Annotated in this window: 19 protein-coding genes; 8 read left to right on the forward strand and 11 right to left on the reverse strand. The window is 60.4% G+C overall.

Annotated elements, in window-relative coordinates; all coding sequences use genetic code 11:
- The first annotated feature begins 44 nt into the window (after positions 1 to 44).
- From M5B98_RS06345 to M5B98_RS06355, 3 genes are read left to right on the forward strand one after another with little or no spacing between them, the layout of a single operon-like run.
- The gene (locus tag M5B98_RS06345) at positions 45 to 530 is read left to right on the forward strand and encodes an Hcp family type VI secretion system effector (protein ID WP_248742240.1); all 486 of its coding nucleotides are present in this window, start codon (positions 45 to 47) and stop codon (positions 528 to 530) included.
- Positions 527 to 1,969 carry a hypothetical protein gene (locus M5B98_RS06350; RefSeq protein WP_248742241.1) on the forward strand — a complete coding sequence of 481 codons (1,443 nt, stop codon included), beginning with the start codon at positions 527 to 529 and terminating at the stop codon, positions 1,967 to 1,969. The genes M5B98_RS06345 and M5B98_RS06350 overlap by 4 nt, the downstream gene beginning before the upstream one ends.
- Positions 1,966 to 2,352: a hypothetical protein gene (locus M5B98_RS06355; RefSeq protein ID WP_248742242.1), complete on the forward strand. Its 387-nt coding sequence runs from the start codon at positions 1,966 to 1,968 to the stop codon at positions 2,350 to 2,352. The genes M5B98_RS06350 and M5B98_RS06355 overlap by 4 nt, the downstream gene beginning before the upstream one ends.
- A gap of 137 nt (positions 2,353 to 2,489) precedes the next feature.
- Here M5B98_RS06355 and gbcB read toward each other — a convergent pair whose 3' ends face one another.
- Positions 2,490 to 3,590, reverse strand: a complete 1,101-nt coding sequence (gbcB, locus tag M5B98_RS06360; RefSeq protein WP_011336281.1) for a glycine-betaine demethylase subunit GbcB — start codon at positions 3,588 to 3,590, stop codon at positions 2,490 to 2,492.
- Positions 3,591 to 3,884: 294 nt separating this feature from the next.
- On the opposite strand from gbcB, the gene gbcA reads away from it, so the two are divergent.
- Positions 3,885 to 5,177 carry a glycine-betaine demethylase subunit GbcA gene (gene gbcA / locus M5B98_RS06365; protein ID WP_085709155.1) on the forward strand — a complete coding sequence of 431 codons (1,293 nt, stop codon included), beginning with the start codon at positions 3,885 to 3,887 and terminating at the stop codon, positions 5,175 to 5,177.
- A 105-nt stretch (positions 5,178 to 5,282) separates the two neighbouring features.
- Here gbcA and M5B98_RS06370 read toward each other — a convergent pair whose 3' ends face one another.
- From M5B98_RS06370 to M5B98_RS06410, 9 genes are all read right to left on the reverse strand, one after another.
- A complete protein-coding gene (locus tag M5B98_RS06370; protein WP_248742243.1) occupies positions 5,283 to 6,527 on the reverse strand; it encodes a metallophosphoesterase family protein in 1,245 nt (414 codons plus the stop codon).
- 25 nt (positions 6,528 to 6,552) lie between these two features.
- Complete coding sequence (locus tag M5B98_RS06375; RefSeq protein ID WP_248742244.1) at positions 6,553 to 8,421, reverse strand: hypothetical protein; 1,869 nt, start codon at positions 8,419 to 8,421, stop codon at positions 6,553 to 6,555.
- A gap of 140 nt (positions 8,422 to 8,561) precedes the next feature.
- The gene (locus tag M5B98_RS06380; RefSeq protein ID WP_248742245.1) at positions 8,562 to 12,014 is read right to left on the reverse strand and encodes a GMC family oxidoreductase N-terminal domain-containing protein; all 3,453 of its coding nucleotides are present in this window, start codon (positions 12,012 to 12,014) and stop codon (positions 8,562 to 8,564) included.
- Between the two features lie 985 nt (positions 12,015 to 12,999).
- On the reverse strand, positions 13,000 to 13,770 hold the full coding sequence (locus M5B98_RS06385) for an electron transfer flavoprotein subunit beta (RefSeq protein ID WP_248742246.1): 771 nt from the start codon (positions 13,768 to 13,770) through the stop codon (positions 13,000 to 13,002).
- Between the two features lie 9 nt (positions 13,771 to 13,779).
- Complete coding sequence (locus M5B98_RS06390; RefSeq protein WP_248742247.1) at positions 13,780 to 15,000, reverse strand: electron transfer flavoprotein subunit alpha/FixB family protein; 1,221 nt, start codon at positions 14,998 to 15,000, stop codon at positions 13,780 to 13,782.
- Positions 15,000 to 16,949, reverse strand: coding sequence for a dimethylglycine demethylation protein DgcB (dgcB, locus tag M5B98_RS06395; RefSeq protein WP_248742248.1), 1,950 nt, complete (start codon positions 16,947 to 16,949; stop codon positions 15,000 to 15,002). Before dgcB ends, M5B98_RS06390 begins: the two co-directional genes overlap by 1 nt.
- Before the next feature lie 111 nt (positions 16,950 to 17,060).
- A complete protein-coding gene (gene dgcA / locus M5B98_RS06400; protein WP_007959780.1) occupies positions 17,061 to 19,121 on the reverse strand; it encodes a dimethylglycine demethylation protein DgcA in 2,061 nt (686 codons plus the stop codon).
- Positions 19,122 to 19,136: 15 nt separating this feature from the next.
- Positions 19,137 to 19,667, reverse strand: coding sequence for a DUF5943 domain-containing protein (locus tag M5B98_RS06405; RefSeq protein WP_007926354.1), 531 nt, complete (start codon positions 19,665 to 19,667; stop codon positions 19,137 to 19,139).
- A 77-nt stretch (positions 19,668 to 19,744) separates the two neighbouring features.
- Complete coding sequence (locus M5B98_RS06410) at positions 19,745 to 20,722, reverse strand: dipeptidase (RefSeq protein WP_007959776.1); 978 nt, start codon at positions 20,720 to 20,722, stop codon at positions 19,745 to 19,747.
- A gap of 234 nt (positions 20,723 to 20,956) precedes the next feature.
- Between M5B98_RS06410 and M5B98_RS06415 the strand changes: the two genes are divergently transcribed.
- The 4 genes from M5B98_RS06415 (at position 20,957) to M5B98_RS06430 (ending at position 22,581) form a co-directional block, all read left to right on the forward strand.
- The gene (locus tag M5B98_RS06415) at positions 20,957 to 21,358 is read left to right on the forward strand and encodes a lysozyme inhibitor LprI family protein (RefSeq protein WP_248742249.1); all 402 of its coding nucleotides are present in this window, start codon (positions 20,957 to 20,959) and stop codon (positions 21,356 to 21,358) included.
- A gap of 212 nt (positions 21,359 to 21,570) precedes the next feature.
- Positions 21,571 to 21,825, forward strand: a complete 255-nt coding sequence (locus tag M5B98_RS06420) for a type II toxin-antitoxin system RelE family toxin (RefSeq protein ID WP_169432231.1) — start codon at positions 21,571 to 21,573, stop codon at positions 21,823 to 21,825.
- The gene (locus M5B98_RS06425; RefSeq protein ID WP_248742250.1) at positions 21,809 to 22,132 is read left to right on the forward strand and encodes a helix-turn-helix domain-containing protein; all 324 of its coding nucleotides are present in this window, start codon (positions 21,809 to 21,811) and stop codon (positions 22,130 to 22,132) included. The genes M5B98_RS06420 and M5B98_RS06425 overlap by 17 nt, the downstream gene beginning before the upstream one ends.
- Before the next feature lie 32 nt (positions 22,133 to 22,164).
- Entirely contained in the window at positions 22,165 to 22,581 is a 417-nt protein-coding gene (locus tag M5B98_RS06430) for a DUF3010 family protein (RefSeq protein WP_248742251.1), read from the forward strand.
- 1 nt (position 22,582) lies between these two features.
- Here the strand turns inward: M5B98_RS06430 and M5B98_RS06435 are convergent, their stop codons facing one another.
- Positions 22,583 to 23,527: a GlxA family transcriptional regulator gene (locus tag M5B98_RS06435; RefSeq protein WP_248742252.1), complete on the reverse strand. Its 945-nt coding sequence runs from the start codon at positions 23,525 to 23,527 to the stop codon at positions 22,583 to 22,585.
- Positions 23,528 to 23,576 lie beyond the last annotated feature (49 nt).

Genomic DNA, 23,576 nt, shown 5'->3' on the forward strand with positions numbered 1-23,576 from the left:
ACCTCGCCATAGACTGCCGACTCCATTTTCGACGAGTGCAGACTATGGCGAACCCTGCCTACATGACCATCACCGGCAAGACCCAGGGCCTTATTTCAGCCGGATGTTCGACCCCGGAATCGGTCGGCAACAAATACCAGACGGCCCATACCGATGAAATCATGGTGTTCGCCTTGAGCCATGAAATGCGCCGCGACGCCAATCTCGGCAAACCCGTCCACCAGCCGGTCATCATCACCAAAGCGGTCGACAAATCTTCCCCATTGCTGGCTCAGGCACATTCGAACAGCGAAGAGCTGGACTGCACGATCAGCCTCTACCGCACTTCGCCCCAGGGGCAGCAGGAAAAATTCTATTCGATCACCCTCGACGGGGCGGTTCTCGCTGAACTGTCGCAGGATGTTCCCCACGTGATTCTGCAAAACGATGCCCAGCCTCAAGAACAACTGGCCATCCGTTACCGCGGCATCAGTTGGGTACACCACATTGCAGGCACCACTGGCTATACCTCGTGGGGTGAAGCGGGTTGAGTTCACGGCAGCATGATCTGTGCGATGTGCAGGACGCCGCCGGCAACCTGCCTGGACAGGCACTGACCATCGGAAACCGTCATCTGGCGTATGGCATTGCGCGTGTGCAGTTCCATCAACAAGTCGCGTACTTCGCCAAGCGAATTACCGAGGAGGTAGCGGACGGACGCCTGACGCCGCAGCAAGGGATCAATGCGCTTGCGCAGGAACAACGAAACCTGTTGAACCAGTCCCGGGCCCTGCAGCAAACCAGTCACGGCGCGCTCACCGGCGCGGCCAGGACACCACGCCTGTCGATGCTTCCACATGCCGCAGCGAACCCCGATCCGCAACGTTTACTGCGGGCCGTTCGCCAGCAAAATCTGAAAGTGACGCGCCTGAACTCAGCTCCGCGCTCTTCTGCGCATCCGGTCAACGACTTGCGATTTTTCCCCCGCGAACACTGGCCCCAGGAATTGCCGACACCGGAGGAGCCAGGGTTCTACATCGTGCCCAAAAGTCTGTCCGCCGAGAAACTGCAGGCGCAACTGTTTCCGTCGCCCAACTCGAATGTCATCGCCAAATTCAAAAGCCTCAATCCGCTGGAAGCCATGGTGAAAGCCGGAACGCTGATTGTCCTGAGCGACCCGGACAATCAGCAATGCACCTATGAAGAATCATTGCTGATGGAAACCGCGCACATCGTCAGCATGGCGCTGGCGCCGTTGACGCTGGAAGAGGCGGACTTTTTTGCGCAGCACTATGAGGTCATCAGAAGGACGCTTTCAGATGGGTCAAAAGTTATTGGGGTTGGTACCGCTATGGCCGCTAACCATCTGGATGGCATCAAAACTGTTTTACGTGATCTGGAGACCCTGCACGTCCGAACTTTCGAGGGAAAGGGGAGCACACAGGCATTCCTCAGTGAACGTAAAACATTGCTGGCCCGCCTTGATATTCAACTCAACTTTCTGACTAAACGGGCAATTGGTTTTCCTGACCATCCAAATCTGAAAGCCGCGCTGGGCATCGATACGTCCAATCTCGTCCACCGTTGGAGAAAGGCCGGCGCGATCAGCCGGATTCCCGGTTATGCCACTCACATTCAAGGCGTAGTGAAAGCCTCGCAATACGTCAAATATGGCGGATGGATTGGTACGGCCGTGAGTGGCGGAGCCTCGGCAATGAAGGTTCAGGATGTTTGTACGAACGGGAGTGCCGAGGCATGCGAAAAGGTGAAATACACCGAAGCCGGAAGTTTTCTGGGTGGGGCTATCGGTTCTGCTCTGGGTGCAGCCGCAGCCCCGACAATTTGCGTGGCAATCGGGGTTACGAGTGCAGGAATCGGTGGGGTGTTGTGCGGGGTGCTGGCTGCGGGAGCTGGATCTTTTACGGGCGGATACATCGGTGAAAATCGCGGTGAGCGTGCAGGTGAGCGGATTTACGAGAGGATCAGATGAACTTTGAAACTGTAAAAGATGCATTAATCCTCGTGAGCATCATAAATTTCGCCGCACTCCTGATCGTCAATTGCATCTGGCTATACATCGCAAAAACGAAAATAAGACTAATCATGAGGAGCCTTAAAAACAGCCCGATCCGCTACAGTCTTATGATGCTATGGCATGGAGGCATGTGGGGACGCATCTACATGATGGGAGAGATTTCCCGTTTCCTGAAACGTCCGGAAATCCATATTTATCATGAGAGATTGAGTGCGGAAGACATTAAAAAATTCCCACCCGACTTTAAGCGCACGCTGCTTACACTCCACAAATGTCAGTTATTTAGCGGTATCACTTTTTTTACTTTGGGGGCTCTCGGAGTACTCAACATAATTTAAATATCAATTGAAAATCCCCGTCTGATTTCCCCTGTAGAAGCGAGCCTGCTCGCGATAGCAGTGGGCCGTCGACACCATCATTGATGTCCCGGTCTCATCGCGAGCAGGCTCGCTCCTACAGGGAGTTGCGGTGCCTGTCAGTACTCGATCCGAACATCCCCCTTCGGCACGCTGCAGCAAGAAAGAATGTACCCCTCCGCCTCATCGTCCTCGGTAATCCCGCCGTTGTGATCCATCTCCACCTCACCGCCCAGCTTGAGCACCTTGCACGTCCCGCAAATGCCCATGCCGCAGGCTTTCGGGATCATCAGGCCGACCTTGGCCGCCGCCGCATGCACGGTCTCGCCCGGAGCCACACGGATGCTCTTGTCCGAAGAAGTGAATTCCACCAGGTGCAGATCCGCCGCCGGTACTTCCGGTGCTTCCGCTGCCTGTTCGGCCTGCTCCACTGCATCGGCGCGGGCTTCCGGTGGCGTGGCGCCGAAGGATTCCTCGTGATAGCGCTTCATGTCGTAGCCGGCGTTTTCCAGCAGGCGCTTGACCGCCGTCATGTACGGCGTCGGACCGCAGCAGAACACTTCGCGCTCAAGGAAATCCGGCACCATCAATTCAAGCATTTTGTGATTCAGGTAGCCGCGATAGCCGGCCCACGGCTCGCCCAGTCCGTGCTTCTCGCAGATCAGGTGCAGGCTGAAGTTGTCGATCCGCGACGCCATGTGCTCCAGCTCGCGGTGGTAAATGATGTCTTTGGGCGAGCGGGCGCTGTGGATGAACGTCATGTCGACGTTGCCGTTGGTGTCGTAGAACCAGCGGGCCATGGACATCACCGGGGTGATGCCGACGCCGCCGCTGAGGTACAGCACTTTCGGGCTCGGGAAGTCGATGGCGTTGAACAGCCCGACCGGCCCGTGCACCGCCAGTTCCTGGCCTTCGTGCAGCGTGTCGTGCAGCCAGTTGGACACCTTGCCCCCCGGCACGCGCTTGATGGTCACCGAAAAGCTGTACGGCACCGACGGCGAGCTGGAAATGGTGTACGAACGCATGATCGGCTGGCCTTCGATCTCCAGCTCCAGGGTCACGAACTGCCCGGGCTTGAAGAAGAACAGGATCGGCTGGTCGGCCATGAAGCAGAAGGTGCGCACGTCCCAGGTTTCCTGGATGACTTTGACGCAACGGACGATGTGTCGGCCATTGGCCCAGGTCTGGGTGGTGACCGGATTCAGGAAGCTGTTCGACATGCTGTTCTCCACGGCCGACTGTCGGCCTTCATGTGGCGATTCTGCGTATAGCGCGAACGGCCCGTTTACCTATCCGCGACATTCACATACTTATCGCGACCAGCCCCCAACCACCGGGGGTTGCGCGTCGGGAACAGATTGCACCATGTCGCCCATGGATAAGGTTCTCGCCTGCGCCGGCCCCACACTCGCCCCTACTACAAACCGATTCTTTACACCTTGCGTTGCACCCTTTAGCCGCACACCCGATCAGCCACTTTCGCGGCCACGCAGATGGCCTTGAGGAATTCATCGATGGACACCGCAAAACTCAGCCTGGGCGACCTGCTGGAACCCGCACGCAAGGCCACCGCACAAATGCTGCAGGAGCGCGAGCGCACCTATTCGCTGCCGCAACCGTTCTACAGTGACGAGCGCCTGTTCGATATCGACATGCAGGAGATCTTCCAGAAAGAGTGGTTGATCGCCGGCATGACCTGCGAGATCCCGGCCAAGGGCAACTACATCACCCTGCAGATCGGCAAGAACCCGATCATCGTCATTCGTGGCGCCGAAGGCGTGGTGCATGCGTTCCACAACGTCTGCCGCCACCGTGGCTCGCGTCTGTGCACCAGTGACAAGGGCAAGGTCGCCAAACTGGTCTGCCACTACCACCAGTGGACCTACGAGCTGGACGGCCGCCTGCTGTTCGCCGGCACCGAAATGGGCGCCGACTTCGACATGAACCAGTACGGCCTCAAACCGGTGAACGTGAAGACCGCCGGCGGCTACATCTTCATCAGCCTGGCGGAGAACCCGCCGGCCATCGATGACTTCCTGTCGACCCTGAATCACTACATGGAACCCTACGACATGGAGAACACCAAGGTGGCGATTACCACCACCTTGATGGAAAAGGCCAACTGGAAGCTGGTGCTGGAAAACAACCGCGAGTGCTACCACTGCAACGGTTCACACCCCGAGTTGCTGAAAACCCTGCTGGAGTGGGACGACGTCACCGACCCGCGCGCCGACCAGGCATTCAAGGACCACGTCGCCGCCTCTGCCGCCGCGTGGGAAGCCGAAAAGATCCCTTACGCTCACGCCAGCTTCGGCCTGCGCAACCGCATCGTGCGCATGCCGCTGCTCAAGGGCACCGTGTCGATGACCATGGACGGCAAGCAGGGCTGCGCCAAACTGATGGGCCGGATCAAGAACCCGGACCTGGGCTCGATGCGCATCCTGCACCTGCCGCACTCTTGGAACCACTGCATGGGCGACCACATCATCGTGTTCACCGTGTGGCCGATCAGCGCCCAGGAAACCATGGTCACCACCAAGTGGATCGTGCACAAGGATGCCGTGGAAGGCGTGGATTACGACGTCGAGCGCATGCGCAAGGTGTGGGACGCGACCAACGACCAGGATCGTCGCCTGGCCGAAGAGAACCAGCGCGGGATCAACTCCACCGCGTACCAGCCGGGGCCGTACTCCAAGACTTATGAGTTCGGCGTGGTCAACTTCGTCGACTGGTACAGCGAGCGCATGCTGAGCAACCTCGGGGCCGAGCCTGCGCCGTACCTCAAAGGCGTGCCTGTCCAAGGCTAAAAGCAAAAGCATCGCCAGCAGGCTGGCTCCCACAGGGGATTTCTGTGCACCGGAGATCCAGTGTGGGGCTAGCCTGCTAGCGATGGCGTCATCACTGTCATCGCATCACTGGGATGACCACCTCACACTGCCATCCTCGCCGATAAACGCCTCGAAAATCTCCTCCCCCACCAACCTGATTTTCGCGTATCCGTTCAACACCCGCAGCGGATAGTCCGGATCCTTCGCATCCTGGGTCTCGGAAAACAGTATCCGTGGATGCCCGTTCAGCTCGCTGGTGGTGCCATAGGGAATCGCCCCGTGCCCGGCGCAGCGCGCATGCAAACCGCCCTGGGTCGCATAGACGATGCCGTTGTGCAGATGCCCCCAGTACCAGTAATCCGGCTCGCGCCCCAGTGCATCGCACACCGGTTGATACAGCGCAGTCTTGTTGTGCCCGGTGATATCGAAACCCTGATGATGACTGAGCACCATCAGTTTTTTGCGTTTGGGCAAGCCCTTCATCCAGGCGATTTGCGGTTCGTTCAGCGTGCCGTCCATGTACAGGTTCATCACGTCCGAGGCATAGGCCGTGTCCAGCCCGACAATCAGCCAGTCGTCGTTGATCAGGGCAAAGTAGCTGGTGCCCTGCTGCCCCGGAAACCGCGCGGCCAGTTCCTTGAAGTAACCGTGGGCGCCGCTGTACATCTCGTGGTTGGAATTGAGGGTGAACGAGCCGTGGGTACCCATCGGCCAGCCGGACATGTCAGTGTCCTCCTGGGAGTGAGTGCCCGCGTAATAGACATCCCCCAGGTGAATGGTGAAGTCGGCATTGGCCCGCTGCATCTGGCTGGCCACCGACACTGCCGGTGCATGGCTGTTGAACGGCCCGGTGCCCCAGTCGCCGGCAATCGCCAAGGTCACGTCGCGCTCCATGGTCACCAGCGCCGGGTCGGTGCCGAAGGTCGCGTGATGGCGCAGGTTTTCAATCCATTTGAGCAGCGCCTCGCTCCACAGCAGGTCCAGCAGTTCCCACTTGCGACAGCCGAGCAGCGTGCCGTCCTTCAGCACCTTGGTCTGCAGTTGATCGGGCGATTGCGGCAACGGCGTTGCATTGCCGATGCGCAGGATCGACAACCCGTGGGATAACTCCCACGGCACCGCCGGCTCGTCATCCGGCAACTCGCCGTTTTTCAGCACGTACTGCGCCTGATCGTGACCGCGCTGCAGCAGCTTGATGATGGCCTGGAACTCCTCGGGTTCAAGCTCGCTGATGAGCTTCATCCAGGCCATTTCCACTCGCGTGAACAGGCCGTGCAGACGAACCTTGACCTTGTCGATTTCATGTTTCAGATGACCGACCGCTGACATGGCGTAATCCTCTATCCGTAAGGGTTCACAGGGTTTTCATGAATTCGATCAGCGCGCGTTTGTCGTCGTCCGACAGCGTCGTGCCATACAGGTGACCGGTGTTGTGATTGCCCTCCAGGCGCGTGTCGTATTTGAAGTCCGCCGAGGCTTTCGCCTGGGCGCCGCTGGTCACGAAGCCGACGTTGACCGGGTCGTAGATGTCAGAACCGGTGATGAACACCTGCGGACGTTTTTCCGGTGGTTGCAGCAAGTCCCACAGGGTCGGCACCGAGCCGTTGTGCAGATAAGGCGCGCGCAGCCAGATGCCGTCGGTGGGCGTGTTGCTGTAGCTCTGGGTCTTGCGGTAGGCGCCGAAATCGAACGGCGGTTTCTTGAAGGTGTGGAACGCCGCCACCAACCCGGTGGTGAACGAGTCAAGCCGATGCGGATCGGTGCCGAGCTGGTCGATGTTGGTGGTGACCTGCCCGGTGTCGGCGCGCCCGAAGTCGTGGCAACCGGCGCAGTTGGCTTCCCAGATCGGCTTGCCTTGGGCGACTTTGGCCTGATCCAGCGCCCACGGCCACGCGGGCGCCTTGTGTCCGAGCAGCCAGTTGGTCACGCGGTTGAAGCTCGGCGGCAGCACCGATTCCGGCGTTGCACCCACGGCCATGGCCGCAGCGTAGTTGCGCTCGTGGATCTTGTTGTTATTGCCGTCCCAGTGCAGGTACATCGATTCCCGGGGTTTCTGGTTCCACACTTGCGGCAAGTCGACGGTGCCGATGGTCGAGTCATCCGGGAAGCCGAACACCACCATTTTCGTCGGGTTGAAGGTGTCGGTACGCCCCGGCCCCTGCGGCGGACGCAGCTTTTGCCAGGCGTAGGCCTGCTTCTGTTTGAGCAGCGCGGTCTTGGCCATCGGGATGATCAGGTAACGGTTGTAGAGCCGCTCGAAAAATCCGAGCTGGAACTTGCTGTTGATCGCCGCCATCACCGCGTCGGTGGTGAATTTCGGGTCGCTGGCGCAATCGTAGGCGAACCACTGGAAGGCTTGCAGTTGCAGGGTGTTGGCAGGTGCGCTCGGCACATTGACCGCAACGTCGCTGGCATTCGCCCGGTAGGAACCGGTGTGACACAGCGCACAGTTCGGCTCGACGGTCGGGTAACCGATCTGCCGCTTGGCCATGCCGATCGGCAGGTCCTTGCCGTTCTCGAACAGGAATCCGAAGACTTCCCAGCCACCGGGTTTCGGCATCTTCTCCGGGCACATCTGCGGCAGCACGGAGAACAGGTAATACGGGATCCGCGCTTCGATGCCCAGGCCAATGGCGGCGTATTTGTAGTGATCTTCGTCGGAGGCGTATTCCTGCTCCGGCACCACCCGCAGCATCTGATACCAGGTCTGGTAACCAATGAACGCCAGCAGCGCGACCACCACCAGCGTGCCGACCTTGAATGCGTGGTTCTGCCAATGCCGCGCCCACGCCGCCCGCCATTCGCGCCAGCCGTCACACAGCAAGGCCAATGGTCGGTTTTCAGGGGTGGTGCCGAGGTACAGCAGGATGCCGAGGATCAGGAAGAAACTCAGATCGCCCATCAGCATCGGCACGAACACCGAGCCCTGGCTGCTGGTGTCGATCAGGTAGATCCAGAACGCCACGGCAATCAGCCGCGTCAGCACACACAGCCAGGAATGCACCACATAGCGCGGCGCGTTGAAGCCCGACGGCATGTAGAACACGCTGATGCCCACCAGCAGCATCCCGGCATTTTCCAGCCACGGATCGGAGAGTTGCGGCGGCAGGCCGACCACCGATGTCAGCAACCCCGGCGCAAACAGCGCCGGGATCGCGAACACCATGTTCATCGCAATGCCGAGCCAGATGAAACGTTGAAACCAGCGGATGTAGCTGTCCATGTCATCCATTTCCTTGTGCAGACTGGAGAGGTGTAATACCTGACCTACCGCTATCGCTGGCAGGCCAGCTCTCACAAATGCGCATCGCATTCCAATGTGGGAGCGAGCCTGCTCGCGATTGCAGTCGACCCGGTTGCAAGTCAACCGAGGGCCGTCTTCTCCAGGTGTTCAAGGATGATCGGATACACATCGACCACCGCGTTCTTGCCGAACATGCAATCGATGTGGCCGTAACCCGGCACCACATGCCGGCTGTAGCGCTCCGGCCCATGCTTCTCGCAAACCCGCTGATAGGTCTTGAGCGTGCTTTCCGGCAGATAACACTGGTTGTCAGCGCCGCTGATAAAGCAGATCGGCATGGTCAATCGGTCGAAGTGCGGCATGTAGACATCGTTGCCCTTGAAGTCCACCAGATGCCCTTTGCGCACGATCAGCGCCAGATGCTCGAAGGTCTCGATGTTCGACTCGCCGAACAGTTCGTGCAGGTTGTCATGCAGCGTCTCGTTGAGGGTGTCGTGGCGGTACAGCGAGGCGTACATGAAGGTGATGCGGTGGCACACCGGGTTGGTGCAATAGCCCTGGGCTTCGATCCGCGCGTAGCCGTTGAGGGCCTTGTCGTAGAGGCGGTTGAACCAGTTCTCCTTGCTGTCGGCGTAGGCGGTCATGGATTTGATGCCGATGGCGTCGAGCATCCCCGGCAAGTGCAGACCGGCCTTCAGCCCTGTCGCCGTCGCGACCACCGTATCAGCGGCAATCTGCGAGCAGACCACCGAACGCACGCCTTGCAGCCCGGCCAGCAACGACATGAAGAAGGTCGTTGCGCCGTAGCAATGCACCACGCACTGCACGTCTTTGGCTTTGGTTTCCTGCTGGATCTGTGCGATGGCAGCCTTGAAGTCGTACTGGGCGATCTGGTCGCCGTTCCATTCCTTCTTGCTCGCCGGCAGCAGGATGCTCACCCGGAAATCCAGCAGCCACACGTCGTAGTCATGCTTGCAGAGAAACTCCAGCAGGTTGGTCTGGATGGTATCGGTGGAAAAGATGTTCGAGCCCACACCCAATCCGTGCACCAGCATCACCGGGCCTTTGCTGCCGGCCTGATAGCGGCTCAGGCGCAGTTCCACGCCGTCCTCGGTGGGGAAGAAATGCACATCCGGCGTCGGCGCATCCAGCGGCCGTTTCAAGCGTGGCGGTGCGTCAGGGTTGAAGTACTTGTCACCGGCGAACACCCCGCCGTAACTCTCCCAGAGAATCCCGGCGAAGAACTTGCCGAACCGCGCCAGCCCTTCAATGCGCTCACGCTCGTTGCGCGCATTGAGGACTTTCATGGTGGTCATCTGCTTGGCGAAATCCGCCGGTTTGATGTGCATCACGCCCGAGCCGATGACTTCGCCGGACTTGTCCGGGCCGCGATACAGCGTCACATAAAGGGTGCTGGTGTCATGCCAGATGTTCAGCACGCCGTTGTCTTCCGGCACGGTTTTGAAGGCGCTGAAGAAATAGTCGTTGCCGTCCTCGGCGGTCAGTTTCATGTCGTATTTCATGTGGCGTGTGTCGACCTGCTGCTCGAATTGCTCGAACAGGTTGAACACACCGTTGCTGGCAGTCAGCGGCTGCGGCGACAGCGCCGGGGCGATCACCGTACCGACGATGGTCGCGGCGTGCTCCGGTTCCTTGATCATCCGGTTGAGGTCGTTGGCGGTGATGGTCAGGGTGAAATCGATTGGTGAGTTGTCCGCCTCGCCGCGTTTTGCCGCCGCTTCGTAGACCTTGAGATCGGTGCTCTGCGCAGCGGTGAAGGCCCGGGAGAAGTAGCCCTTCATGGTCTCGGTGAATTGCACGCCGAGAGTCGGTGGCACCGGTTGTTTGCGCGGTACCGAAGGCAGTGTGTAATCGATCGTCCAGCCACGATCGGCGGCCAGCAGGCCCATGTTGCGCTCACTGACGGCGGAGATGGTCAGCAGCGGGTTGACCGCCAGTGAGGTCGGAATCACCGCGCCGTCGGTCACGTACAGGTTGGCGTAGACATCGGCGCCACTGGCGCCGCTGAACACCTGGCCCTTGTGGTTGACCACGCCTTGCGCGGCGTCTTCACCCATCACGCAACCGCCCAGTGGATGCACCGAGACGATGCTGTGCCTGAGCAATTTGGTCCAGATCGGGTTCTCGACCCAGATCCCGCCCAAGGCCTTGGTGCTCTGGTGCAGGCGTTCGTTGCCGATCTTGAAGTTTTCCTGTTCGCCGACGCCCGGCCAGTCAATGCGCAGTTGATCCTTGCTGTCGAGGACCATGCGCCCCTGGCCACTGTCGTGGCTCATGATCAGGTACGTCTGCATATTGTGCAGCGCGCCGTAGTACGGACCGCGCAGGAAGCTTTCGGCTTCGCGCTCCTTGTACTTCACCTTGCCGCTGAAGCTGTCGTCGGTTGGCACCCCGATCATCTCGGCGAACCCGGCCATCGCCGGCACCATCGGCCGCCCGAGGGCGCCGGGGATCGAGCCTTCCTCGATGACCATGCGACTGCTGCGATCACCCTCGTTGCGCATATCGATGATCGAGGTGATGCACGGGCCGACCGGTTTCATCTCCTTGGCCGAGTGCGTGCCGAAACCAATGCCGTTGATGGTCTGCTCGCAGTTGTGGCCGAAGCCGAGGATGTCGCCGTTGCCGCTCATGTTCTCGCCGAGCTGGCCGGACATCGCCAGGCCCTTGTCCCGCGAACGCAGCAGAATCTCGGTGGAACCGAGGGTGCCGGCAGACACCACGACGATGTCGGTTTTCACGAACAGCGTCGGCGCGTCGAATTTCTCGCGGCCACTGTCGAGGTACTGGAAGTGCACGATCCAGCCATCACCGTCGCGCTCCAGATGCCGTACCTGTGCCTGGCAGAAAATCTCCGCGCCGTGATTAGTGGCGTCCGGCAGATAGTTCATCAGCGTGGTGTTCTTGGCCTTGTTGTTACAGCCCGAGACGCAGTCGCCGCAGTGGTTGCACGGCAGTTGCTCGACGCCGACGTGGTTGAGGTTGTTCGGCAGTTTGTCGAACGTCACGTTGATCGGCGGCTTGTAAAAGTTCGCACCTTGCTTGAGGAAGTCCGCGGATTTTTTGTTGGCATCGAGCTTTGGCAGGCTCGGTGCGCTGTCCGGATAAGCGTTGGGTTTGAGCATGGTCCGGGCTTTTTCGTAACCCGCCTTCAGCAAGCCATCCTGGTCCTCGCGCACCGCCAATGGCCAGCGTGGATCCTTGAACACATCGGCTGTCGGCTCCAGCGAAACGTTGGCATTGATCAACGACGTGCCACCGAGGCCACAGCCGACCACTACGTTCTGCTGCGCGTTGACATGTAAATCGAACAACCCGGTGCGTGAGCCGATGTGGCCGTCGGGGTCGTGCACCTGCAACTCTTCGGTCGCAGCGATCATGGTGTTGGGGTATTCGCCGGGCTGGATTTCCCGACCGCGCTCCAGCAGGCACACCCGTTTTCCGGCCCGGGACAGGCGCGAAGCGGCAATGCCGCCGCCGTACCCGGAGCCGATGACGATCACGTCGTAATGTTCCTTGATGTCGCTGATGGGCGTTGCGATCCGTGTCATGAGGTGGTTCCTCTCTCAGGCAGATGGGGCAACTCTGCGGTTGCCTGCAATCGATGGGCGAACGGGCACCTGGCCCCCGGGCAGGCCCGGCGGCAGTACAGCGGTGTGGCAGGATTCAGGCGCTATAGACGGGCATGCTGATTGGCGGCGCGACGCAAGGTGCGCGTGCGCGGCTTCGGGGCTGACAGCAAGCGGGGATTGAGGGGTGAGCGATGTGGCTGGGTATCCATCACGCGTTCTCCCTGAACCAGATGTGGATAAGTGACGGCGGTCCTTGTGCCATTGGAGTGAAGACAGCGGCCGGTTTGAAGTCAAGGCACGCTCTTAGAACTGTATGAAATCTGATCAATTGCCATTTGGACTATAGCCGGCGGGGCTTGCAGGGTTTGGCGAACAAGTTATCCACACAGCCACCCACAGCAAATGGGGACAACTGTGGATGACGCGGAAAAATAACCGGGCTTTTGTGAAGAAAAACCGTGACTTATCCAGAAGCAGGGTTTTTTTTGGTGATTGTCTGTTTTTTGATCAATTTCCTGAAAAGCACGGAATACATGGCCTGCGGAGGATGGCGAACACCTTATCCACAGAAGCGCCAACAGAGTTCGGGGGTAACTTGTCGGGTGCTGTGGAAAAGCGCGGGAGGCGTTGATAAATCGCGGTTTGCGTGGGGTCTGATGGGTTAAAATGCTGAACTGATCGTTTTTTGATCAATCCTGCGCGAGCCGTGTTTTATATGGCTCTCAGCGGAGAGCAAACATCTTATCCACAGAAGGGCCAACAGAGATTGGGGGCAACTTGAGAAGTTATCCTTGGGAAAAAGCCCGAAAAAACCGCAAGTTAGGCTGATCGTTTTTTGATCTGAGGGCTGAAGGGCTTGATTGGCGTGGGGTTCAGAGAGAGGCGAACACGTTATCCACAGATCCGCCAACAGGGATTGTGGGTAAACGCCCCTCTTCCGACAGAAGAGGGGCCGAACAGGCATTCAGCGGACAACACCTTCTTCGATCAGCAGCTTGAGAATGGCTTCAGCACCAGCCTGCGCCGTCACACCTTTAAGCACCTGCCCCCCACCCCCACTGGCCTTGGCCGTAGCCGCCTTCATCCGGTCCGCCCCGCTCTTGGCCTTGATCACCTTCAACCGTTTCGGCCGGGGCTTGGCCGGTTGCAGGGTCGCGAGCGCAAGCAATTCGTCATCCACCACTTCCACGTCTTTTGCCTGAAGAACGCCGCGTCGCGCCGGGCCGTAAGCACTCTGCCGTGGCTTGGGCGCCGCGTTATCCACAGTCGCGAGAAACGGCAGGCGCACCTTCAACCGGCGGCGCTGGCCACGGGGCAACGCTTGCAGCACCAGCGCCGAGCCATCGCTGATCGACTCGACCTGCGCAAGCCCCACCACGAGCGGCCAGCCCAGCCCTTCGGCCAGCAGGAACGGCAGCATTCCCGAACCTTCACCGGTTTCCGCCTGACTGCCGGTCAACACCACCTGAGCACCGGCATCCCGCAAATAGTCGGTCAACGCCGGCAACGCATCCGCACCGGCCGGTTGTTCCAGCACATGCATCTGCTCCAGGCCCATGCCCAGATAGGCGCGCAGTGCAGGTTCGCCAATATCCCCGGCATGCAGCACTTGCAGGTTATCCCCCGCCAGTTGCAAGCCGAGTTCCACCGCGCGCGCGTCCTGTTCGGCACGACGCGGGCGGCCCGAAGTCGGGTGAGCGCCGATTGAAACCAGACTGATGATCTTTGTGCTCATAACCGTTCCTTAAGCCGCATCGCGCTTGGCTTCGTTGCGGTAAGTCTCTACCGCCGCGATCAAGGCCTGAAGAATTTCCGCGCTTTCGCCGATCACCGACAGGTCGGCACGCTTGATCATGTCGCAGCCCGGATCGAGGTTGATCGCCACCACCTTGTCGCAGGCACCGATGCCTTGCAGGTGCTGGATCGCCCCGGAAATCCCCACGGCCACGTATACCCGTGCGGTGACCCAGGTGCCGGACGCGCCGACCTGGCGGTCGCGGGTCATGAAGCCGTCGTCCACGGCCACCCGCGAGGCGCCTTCGGTGGCGCCCAGTGCGGCGGCGGTCCTGTGGAAAAGTTCCCAGTCCTTGACCCCGTTGCCGCCGGAGAAGATGAACTCGGCTTCGGCCATCGGAATCACCGCCGGGTCCACCGCCACGGCGCCCAGATCCTCGATCCGCGACAGGCTGCGCGCCACGGGTGTGGATAACTCCACCGGCAACGCTTCGTGACGGGTTTCGCTGACCGGTTCGGCGCATTCGGCGGACGCCAGAATCAGCCGTGCGACCGGACGGGCAAGATCCTGCAACCCGGCACCGGCGCGGCCAATGCATTCCTGATCCTTGACCTGCCACACCCGTGTGGCCGGGCGCTCGCCCAGTGCGGCAGCAAAACGCCGACCGAGTTCGCCGCCACCGCTGCGGCTGTCCGGCAGCAGCCAGTGGCGCGGGTTGAACTGGTTATCCACAGCCCGCAGGCCCTGGATCCGTTGCTCCGGTGCATAACCGCTGAATTCCTCGCCTTCCAGCACCAGCAAGCGGTCAACGCCCGCCGTGGCGAAAGCGTTTTCCTTGTGTTCGCCGAACACCACCGCCAGCACCGCGCCGTCGCTGCCGGCCAGTTGATGAGCCAGGCCGAGCAAGTCGCGGTCGTGGCTGCTCAAACGGCCGCCGACCATGTCCGGCACCACGCTGATGTAGAACGCCGGGGCCGGCACTTGATGCAGCGGCAATTGCACTTCGACCGCTGCCGAGCGTTTGACCGCCCCGCCCTGCTGGGCGCCGCTGCGGTCGATGCGTTTGATGCCGTTCGGCCCGATGAAGCCAATGCCGTGCAGGTTCTTGCGGATGATCCCGTTGGGGCCCATCCAGCTGTGTTGCGCCGGTTGCACGGCCGCGTGCAGCGGATGCAGGCGGTTGCGTGCGATCCATTCGGCACGGGGGTCGCGGCGGATAATGTCGCTCATCAGTGGGCCTCCGCAGGTTCACGTTTGGCCGGGGTGGCAGGCTTGTTCGGCGCGGCGTCTTCGAGCAGCGCGTCGGCCACCAGTTCGGCGATGTCCTTGATCAGAGGACGCGGTTCGACCACGCCTTCGAGCATCGCCGTGCACTGTGGACAACCCACCGCCACCAGCTCGGCGCCGGTCTCGCGGATGTCTTCCATGCGCATGTCGGGGATCCGCTGCTTGCCCGGAATGTCCGTGATCGGCGCCCCGCCTCCACCGCCGCAGCAGCGCGAACGGAAGCCGGAACGTTGCATCTCTTTCACCTCAATGCCGAGGGCACGCAGCACTTCGCGCGGCGCCTCGTACTCACCGTTGTAACGGCCGAGGTAGCACGGATCGTGATAGGTCACGCTGTTGCCTTTGTGCTGACCGAGATTCAGCGCGCCGGCCTGGATGATTTCCGCCAGATAAGTGCTGTGGTGCTGCACGAGGTAGTTGCCATCGAACGCGCCGTACTCGTTTTTCAGCACATGGAAACTGTGCGGATCGCAGGTGACGATGCGGTTGAAGCTGTATTTGGCCAGGGTCTGGATGTTGCGCTTGGCGAGCAACTGGAAGGTCGCTTCGTCGCCGAGACGTCGGGCCACGTCGCCGCTGTCACGCTCTTCAAGACCCAGCACCGCGAAGTCGACCTTGGCCGCTTTCAGCACTTTGACGAACGCGCGCAGGGTGCGCTGGTTGCGCATGTCGAAGGCGCCGTCGCCGACCCAGAACAGCACGTCGGTGGATTTCTTCTCGCTGAGCAGATTGAGGTTCAGGTCCGCCGCCCAGTTCATCCGGCCACCCGGAGCGAAACCGCCAGGGTTGTCGGTGGCAATCAGGTTTTCCAGGACTTCGGCGCCCTTGTTCGGGGTCGCGCCTTTTTCCAGGGTCAGGTGACGACGCATGTCGACGATGGCATCGACGTGCTCGATCATCATCGGGCATTCCTCGACGCAGGCACGGCAAGTGGTGCACGACCACAGGGTTTCGGCATCCACCAGACCGTTGACGATCGGTTGATGCGGATTGCCCGAGTGTTCACCCACCGCTTTGCCCGGATAAGGACTGCCGGCGAACTGAGCATCAGTGCCGCCGGCGAGGCCGACCACCATGTCCTGAATCAGCTTTTTCGGGTTCAGCGGCTGGCCGGCGGCGAACGCCGGGCACGCCGCTTCGCACTTGCCGCACTGCACGCAGGCGTCGAAACCGAGCAACTGATTCCAGGTGAAATCCTTGGGTTTTTCCACGCCCAGCGGCGCAGTCGGATCATTCAGGTCCAGCGGTTTCAAACCGGTGGAACGACCACCACCAAAACGTTCGGCGCGACGGTGCCAGGCCAGGTGCAAGGCACCGGCGAAGGCGTGCTTCATCGGGCCGCCCCAAGTCAGGCCGAAGAACAGCTCCGACACGCCCCACAACACACCGACGCCGAGAATTGCTGCCAGCACCCAACCGCCGAAGTTCTCCGGCAGGATCCCGGCCACCGGCAAGGTCACCAGGAAAAACGACGCCGAGAACGCCAGCAGGCTTTTCGGCAGGCGCATCCACGGGCCTTTCGACAGCCGCGACGGCGGGTTGAGCCGACGCCGATAAACGAAGATCGCCCCGACGAACATCACCGCCGTCATCAGCAGCAACGCGTAGCCGAGGATGCGGTTATGCAGGCCGAAACCGTGCACCAGAATCGCCAGCACGATCGACGCCACCGCCCCGCCCGCCGTGGCGACGTGGGTGTTGGCGATGTATTTGTCCCGCGCCACCACGTGGTGCAGATCGACCATGTAGCGCTTGGGCATGGCGAACAGGCCGCCGATCAGGTCGACCTTCGAGGCCCGGCCCCGACGCCACATGGCCACCCGCCGCAACGCCCCCAGCACCGCGAGGGCCAGGGCTGCGAACAACAGGATTGGAAGAAGGGTGTTCAACATCAGAGTCACCTCTGGCGAGGTGCAAGCTACAAGCTACAAGCTGCAAGAAAGAGCAGTGGAAACTGCAGTGCTTTTACTTGCGGCTTGCAGCTTGGGCCCGCAGCTGAGCCGTCAAAAATCCTTACAGAGCCGGAGTGCGTCATAGATGGCGGCGTGTGTATTACGCTGCGCCACGCAGTCACCGATGCGGAACAGCAGGTAACCGTCGCCATTGCTGCTCAACGAAGGTTGCGGCTGGATCGCGAACAGCGCCTCGACATCGATCTGGCCCTTGTTGCGCGAGCCGTCCTTGAGCGCGTAGTAGATTTCTTCGTCCGGGCGCACGCCGTTCTCGACGACCACCTGATCCACCACCCGCTCCTCTTTGGCGCCGGTGTATTCGTTCTCCAGCACGGCAACGAGCTTGTCGCCTTCGCGATAGACCTTCTCCAGCATCATGTCGCCGGTCATGATCACTTCTTTCGGGTACATGCTGCGGTAGTAGGTCGGGAACGACGTACCGCCGATGGCCACGCCCGGCTTGATGTCGTCGGTGACGATCTCGACCTGGCTGCCCTTGTCGGCGAGGAAGTCGGCCACCGACATCCCGGTGAACTCGCAAATGGTGTCGTAGACCAGCACGTTCTTGCCCGGCGCGACCTTGCCGTCGAGCACGTCCCAGCTGCTGACCACCAGCCCTTCGGCGGCGCCCCAGTGTTCGTTCTGCTCCAGGTACGGATGCCCGCCAACGGCCAGCACCACGATGTCCGGACGCAGGTCCATGATGGTGTCGGCATCTGCGGCAGTGCCCAGACGCAGGTCGACTTTCAGCCGCGCCAGCTCCAGCTGGAACCAGCGGGTGATGCCGGCGATCTGGTCACGCTGCGGCGCTTTCGAAGCCGTGGTGATCTGGCCGCCGATGAATTCTTTCTTCTCGAACAAGGTCACGTCGTGGCCACGTTCGGCTGCCACACGGGCAGCTTCCATCCCCGCCGGGCCGGCACCGACGATCACCACCTTGCGTTTCGGCCCGGTGGATTTCTCGATGATGTGCGGTACGCCCATGTATTCACGGGAGGTCGCGGCGTTCTGGATGCACAGCACGTCCAGACCTTGGTACTGACGGTCGATGCAGTAGTTGGCACCAACACACTGCTTGATCTGGTCGATCTGCCCCATCTTGATCTTGGCGATCAGGTGCGGGTCGGCGATGTGGGCGCGGGTCATGCCGACCATGTCGACGTAACCGCCCTCCAGAATCCGCGTGGCCTGGTTAGGGTCCTTGATGTTCTGTGCGTGCAGCACCGGAACCTTGACCACTTCCTTGATCCCGGCCGCCAGGTGCAGGAATGGCTCCGGTGGATAACTCATGTTCGGAATCACGTTGGCCAGGGTGTTGTGAGTGTCGCAACCCGAGCCGACGACGCCGATGAAATCGAGCATGCCGGTGTCGTCGTAATACTTGGCGATCTGCTTCATGTCTTCGTGGGACAGACCGTCGGGGTGGAACTCGTCACCGCAGATGCGCATGCCGACGCAGAAGTCGTCACCGACTTCGGCGCGTACGGCTTTCAACACTTCCAGACCGAACTTCATCCGGCCTTCAAAGGTGCCGCCCCATTCGTCGGTACGCTTGTTGACGCGAGGGCTCCAGAATTGGTCGATCATGTGCTGGTGCACGGCCGACAGTTCGACGCCGTCCAGGCCACCGGCCTTGGCGCGGCGAGCCGCTTGTGCGTAGTTGCCGATTACCCGCCAGATCTCTTCCGGCTCAATCGTTTTGCAAGTGGCGCGGTGCACCGGTTCGCGGATGCCCGACGGCGACATCAGGGTCGGCCAATGGAAACCGTCCCAACGGGAACGACGGCCCATGTGGGTAATCTGGATCATGATCTTGGCGCCGTGCTTGTGCATGGCGTCAGCGAGATTCTGGAAGTGCGGGATGATCCGGTCGGTGGACAGGTTCACCGAACTCCACCATTGCTGCGGGCTGTCGATCGCCACCACGGACGAACCGCCACAGATCGCCAGGCCGATGCCGCCCTTGGCTTTCTCTTCGTAGTATTTGACGTACCGTTCGGTGGTCATGCCGCCGTCGGTCGCGTAGACCTCGGCGTGCGCGGTGCTGAGCACGCGGTTGCGGATGGTCAGTTTGCCGATCTGGATCGGCTGGAACATTGCTTCGAAAGCCATGGCGGGTTCCTCGACTTACAACGGCTTGACGGTGAACAGGCCGTCGTCGTGGCCTTCTTCGGAGCCACCGTAGACCTGCTCGGCCACAGTGCGGATCTTGCTGCCGCGAGCGGCGAGGATCTGGTCCATGGCACCGGCAAACCAGCCGGTGAACATGTAGTCGACCTTGCGCCCGACCTTGCCGTAGACGTAGACGAACGCCGAGTGTTCGAGCTTGACGCTGGCGGTGCCTTTGTCGAGGTCGATGTCCTGGATCTTGAACAGACCCCAGCCGCGCTGCGAAAGACGCTTCATGTAGTGCTCGAACACCGCGACGCCTTCCAGACCGTGGCATTCGGCTTCTTTTTCACACCAGTGCCAGGCGGACTTGTAGCCAGCCTTGTAGAGGATCTCGGCATAGGCGTCGGCGCCCAGCACTTCCTCGATGCCCATGTGGTTGTTGACGAAGAAATGCCGCGGCACGTACAGCATCGGCAGGGCGTCGGAGGTCCAGACACCGGTCTCGCTGTCGACTTCGATTGGCAATTGCGGGGCGATCTTGGCCATGGAAACTTAACTCCAGAAAAATTTTGGTGTTGCCCCCGGCACGGACGGCCGGGGGAAAGTATTCGGGAAGCGGCGGCTTACTCGCCCCAGACGTCCTTGAGGACGTTCACCCAGTTTTCGCCCATGATCTTGCGCACGACTCGCTCGGAGTGGCCGCGCTTGAGCAGGGTTTCGGTCAGGTTCGGGAACTCGCCGACGGTGCGGATGCCCAGCGGGTTGATGATCTTGCCGAAGTTGGTCAGACGGCGGGCGTAGCCCTTGTCGTGGGTCAGGTATTCGAAGAAGTCCTGGCCGTGACCCTGGGTGAAATCGGTGCCGATGCCGATGGCATCTTCGCCGACGATGTTCATGGTGTATTCGATGGCTTCGGCGTAGTCGTCGATGGTCGAATCGATGCCCTTGGCCAGGAACGGCGCGAACATGGTCACGCCGACGAAGCCGCCGTGGTCAGCAATGAACTTAAGCTCTTCATCCGACTTGTTGCGCGGGTGCTCTTTCAGCCCCGACGGCAGGCAGTGGGAATAGCAGACCGGTTTTTTCGATTCGAGGATGACTTCCTCGGAGGTCTTGGAGCCGACGTGGGACAGGTCGCACATGACGCCGACGCGGTTCATCTCGGCGACGATCTCGCGACCGAAACCCGACAGGCCGCCGTCACGTTCGTAGCAACCGGTGCCCACCAGGTTCTGGGTGTTGTAGCACATCTGCACGATGCCGACGCCGAGCTGCTTGAACACCTCGACATAGCCGATCTGGTCTTCGAACGCATGGGCGTTCTGGAAGCCGAAGAGGATGCCGGTCTTGCCCTGCTCCTTTGCCTTGCGGATGTCGGCGGTGGTGCGGACGGGGATCACCAGGTCGCTGTTTTCGCGGATCAGTTTCTGGCTGGCGGCGATGTTGTTGACCGTGGCCTGAAAGCCCTCCCACACCGACACGGTGCAGTTGGCCGCCGTCAGACCGCCCTTGCGCATGTCTTCGAACAGCTCGCGGTTCCATTTGGCAATGATCAGACCGTCGATAACGATGCTGTCGGCGTGTAATTCGGCTGGGCTCATCAGGCGTCCCCTTATTGGCGATTCATGCGCCGAATCGTCTGCCGGCGCTTTGGGGCCAGCATATGCCTCGGTGCGCGACCAGCCGGGTGCAAAAACGACAGGGGAATTGCCGAAAGCGTCAATCCGCGACAAAGCGTCGCCAACCGGTCCGACCAGCCACCTGTTCAAGCCCGCGAGCTTGAGCCAGAATCTGCCGCATCTTGGAAACACCACTGGATTAGAGCGGCGACATCAATGAAATCGATCTTCCTGGCTTTGGCACTGATTGCGACCGGCGTACACGCCGCCGAAGAGTCCGACAACAACCCGTGCGACGCGGTGGAAAACGACGTCCAGACCCTGGAATGCTCGACCTACAGCCGTACCACCGCCGAAGACCTGCTCCAGGACAACTTCAAAAGCCTGAACGAGCGCATGCAGGCGACCTACGGCAAGAACCCCGCGCAACTGGCCGACATCACCGCCAAACTCAAGACCGCCCAGCAACAATGGCTGAAAACCCGCGACGCCGACTGCGCCGTCGAAGCCTTCCCGGCGACGGACGGCAGCAAGGCGTTCAAGATTGCGCAGAATGACTGCGTGGCGCGGATGAGTGACGAGCGGTCCGAGTTTTTGGAGTCGATTGGGCAGGAGTAATCGCTTATTCACCGGAGAAAGCTGGAAGTATTTTCAGCTTTCTGATGCAAAAGAACCTTTTTCCACAAAGCGTTCAGATCTGCCCCACAAATCCTGTCTGAAGCCTCTGTTCTCGGGGCTTTTCATGAAACATAGCGTCAAGTTTTGTTTATTGGCCACCTGAAAAATATAAGCAAAGATTCGCAAATCTTATAAAAGACTTATATTCTGCCATGAACAGCATCCACTGGACTCGAAAGGCCGTTAAGCAACTCCTGAAATTGCATTCCGCTCATCAGTGCCAGGTCAGAGATGCCATCACGGTGCTCGCTGATATGCCTGATGTGGGTAATGTGAAAGCACTGGTTGGTCATGACTACGCCTATCGGCTGCGCGTCGGTAATTACCGTGTCATGTTCGACTGGGATGGCGCGATCAAAGTGGTCAGTATTCAAGAGGTAAAAAAACGCGATGAACGCACTTACTGACATCCAAATCATCAATGATTCCGAGGGCAAGCCCGCTTTCGTGGTCATTCCTTACGCACAGTATGTCGCGCAGAAAATGGAGCCTGACCTGATCCCCCATGAGGTGGTCAGTCGCATTGTCGACGGGGCAACTCCGATCAGGGCCTGGCGCGAACATCTCAACCTGACTCAGGAAGAAGTGGCGAAACGCATGGGCATTTCGCAACCAGCCTTCGCCCAGCAGGAAACCGTTGCAAAGCCGCGCAAGGTCACTCGCGAGAAGATTGCAGCAGCGTTTGGCATCACTGCCAACCAGCTCGAGCTGTAAGCTGCACCTCTACAGCCAATCAAGGGATTCACATGAACATCTGCGGTATCGAAATCAAAGGCAGTGAGGCGATCATCGCCGTGGCGTCCCTCGACGGTTCGGCGCTGAGCCATGTCGCTCTGAGCACCAAGAAAATCGCCTTGGACGATGACGACGAGGCTGCCAACGTCAAAGTATTTGCCGCGCAGGTAGCTTCATTCGTGCGGGAAAACGCCATTGATCGCATCGCGATCAAGAAACGCAGCAAGAAGGGCGAATTCGCCGGTGGGCCGACCACGTTCAAGATCGAGGGCGTGTTTCAGTTGCTGGACGGTTGCGAGGTTACCCTGCTGTCGCCGCAGACGATCAATGCCCAGGCCAAGAAGCACAATTTCGAGCTGCCGGGCACGCTGAACAAGTATCAGCATGAGGCTTACAAAGCGGCCGGCTCGGCTTTGATGAAGAAGTAACTCAGGCCTGAGCAGTACGCCGGTCCTCTCGTGGACACCGGGCAAACTTCGCCCGGTAGCTGCGGGTGAAGTACGACGGTGATTCAAACCCGCAGGCGATGCTGACTTCCAGCACGCTCATGTCGGTCTGGCGCAACAGCTGCCGGGCCTTTTCCAGTCTTAAGCGCAGATAGAAGTTGCTCGGCGTGTCGTTCAGATGCAGCCGAAACAAGCGCTCCAGTTGCCGCCGCGTCACTTTGATCGACTCCGCCAGCTCCAGGGTGGTCAACGGTGGTTCGCTGTGCTGCTCCATCTCGCCGATCACATGCACCAGTTTCTTGTTGCTGATGCCGTAACGCGTGGCGACTTCCATGCGCTGGTGGTCCTTGCGCGGACGAATCCGCCCCAATACGAATTGCTCGCTGACCTGGATCGCCAGTTGCGGGCCGTGGGCCTGGGCGATCAGGTCGAGCATCAGGTCGATGGAGGCGGTGCCGCCAGCGGACGTGATGCGCCGACGGTCGATCTCGAACAGTTCCTGAGTGACGCTGAGCTGTGGATAAGACTCCTTGAAGGCGTCGATGGCCTCCCAGTGCAGGGTCAGGCGATGACCATCGAGCAGGCCCGCTTCGGCGAGGACGAAGCTGCCGGTGTCGATGGCGCCGAGGGTCACGCCTTCGTTGTCCAGCCGTCGCAGCCAGTGCTCCAGCGCCGGGGTGGCGAATTTCAGCGGTTCGAACCCGGCGACCACCAGCAACGTCGCCCCTTTCTTTAGCGGTTCCAGCGCCACATCGGCGTTGACCGACATCCCGTTGCTCGCCAGCACCGCCCCACCATCGGCACTCAAGACGTGCCAGCGGTACAGCTCGCCGCGAAAGCGGTTGGCCACCCGCAGCGGTTCGATCGCGGAGATGAAACCGATGGCGGAAAAACCCGGCATCAACAGAAAGTAGAAATCCTGGGACATGGTGCGCACTCGGTCAGCGGGTAGCGTGCAACGTTGATACGCCGTTTGC

This window comes from Pseudomonas sp. MWU12-3088 (assembly GCF_023242405.1).
GTDB lineage: Bacteria > Pseudomonadota > Gammaproteobacteria > Pseudomonadales > Pseudomonadaceae > Aquipseudomonas > Aquipseudomonas kribbensis.

Excerpts from the sequence above, each read along its gene's own strand:
- M5B98_RS06345 (WP_248742240.1), top strand. The coding sequence starts at position 45 with ATGGCGAACCCTGCCTACATGACCATCACCGGCAAGACCCAGGGCCTT.
- M5B98_RS06355 (WP_248742242.1), top strand. The coding sequence starts at position 1,966 with ATGAACTTTGAAACTGTAAAAGATGCATTAATCCTCGTGAGCATCATA.
- gbcB (WP_011336281.1), bottom strand. The coding sequence starts at position 3,590 with ATGTCGAACAGCTTCCTGAATCCGGTCACCACCCAGACCTGGGCCAAT.
- gbcA (WP_085709155.1), top strand. The coding sequence starts at position 3,885 with ATGGACACCGCAAAACTCAGCCTGGGCGACCTGCTGGAACCCGCACGC.
- M5B98_RS06370 (WP_248742243.1), bottom strand. The coding sequence starts at position 6,527 with ATGTCAGCGGTCGGTCATCTGAAACATGAAATCGACAAGGTCAAGGTT.
- M5B98_RS06375 (WP_248742244.1), bottom strand. The coding sequence starts at position 8,421 with ATGGACAGCTACATCCGCTGGTTTCAACGTTTCATCTGGCTCGGCATT.
- M5B98_RS06380 (WP_248742245.1), bottom strand. The coding sequence starts at position 12,014 with ATGACACGGATCGCAACGCCCATCAGCGACATCAAGGAACATTACGAC.
- M5B98_RS06385 (WP_248742246.1), bottom strand. The coding sequence starts at position 13,770 with ATGAGCACAAAGATCATCAGTCTGGTTTCAATCGGCGCTCACCCGACT.
- M5B98_RS06390 (WP_248742247.1), bottom strand. The coding sequence starts at position 15,000 with ATGAGCGACATTATCCGCCGCGACCCCCGTGCCGAATGGATCGCACGC.
- dgcB (WP_248742248.1), bottom strand. The coding sequence starts at position 16,949 with ATGTTGAACACCCTTCTTCCAATCCTGTTGTTCGCAGCCCTGGCCCTC.
- dgcA (WP_007959780.1), bottom strand. The coding sequence starts at position 19,121 with ATGGCTTTCGAAGCAATGTTCCAGCCGATCCAGATCGGCAAACTGACC.
- M5B98_RS06405 (WP_007926354.1), bottom strand. The coding sequence starts at position 19,667 with ATGGCCAAGATCGCCCCGCAATTGCCAATCGAAGTCGACAGCGAGACC.
- M5B98_RS06410 (WP_007959776.1), bottom strand. The coding sequence starts at position 20,722 with ATGAGCCCAGCCGAATTACACGCCGACAGCATCGTTATCGACGGTCTG.
- M5B98_RS06415 (WP_248742249.1), top strand. The coding sequence starts at position 20,957 with ATGAAATCGATCTTCCTGGCTTTGGCACTGATTGCGACCGGCGTACAC.
- M5B98_RS06420 (WP_169432231.1), top strand. The coding sequence starts at position 21,571 with ATGAACAGCATCCACTGGACTCGAAAGGCCGTTAAGCAACTCCTGAAA.
- M5B98_RS06425 (WP_248742250.1), top strand. The coding sequence starts at position 21,809 with ATGAACGCACTTACTGACATCCAAATCATCAATGATTCCGAGGGCAAG.
- M5B98_RS06430 (WP_248742251.1), top strand. The coding sequence starts at position 22,165 with ATGAACATCTGCGGTATCGAAATCAAAGGCAGTGAGGCGATCATCGCC.
- M5B98_RS06435 (WP_248742252.1), bottom strand. The coding sequence starts at position 23,527 with ATGTCCCAGGATTTCTACTTTCTGTTGATGCCGGGTTTTTCCGCCATC.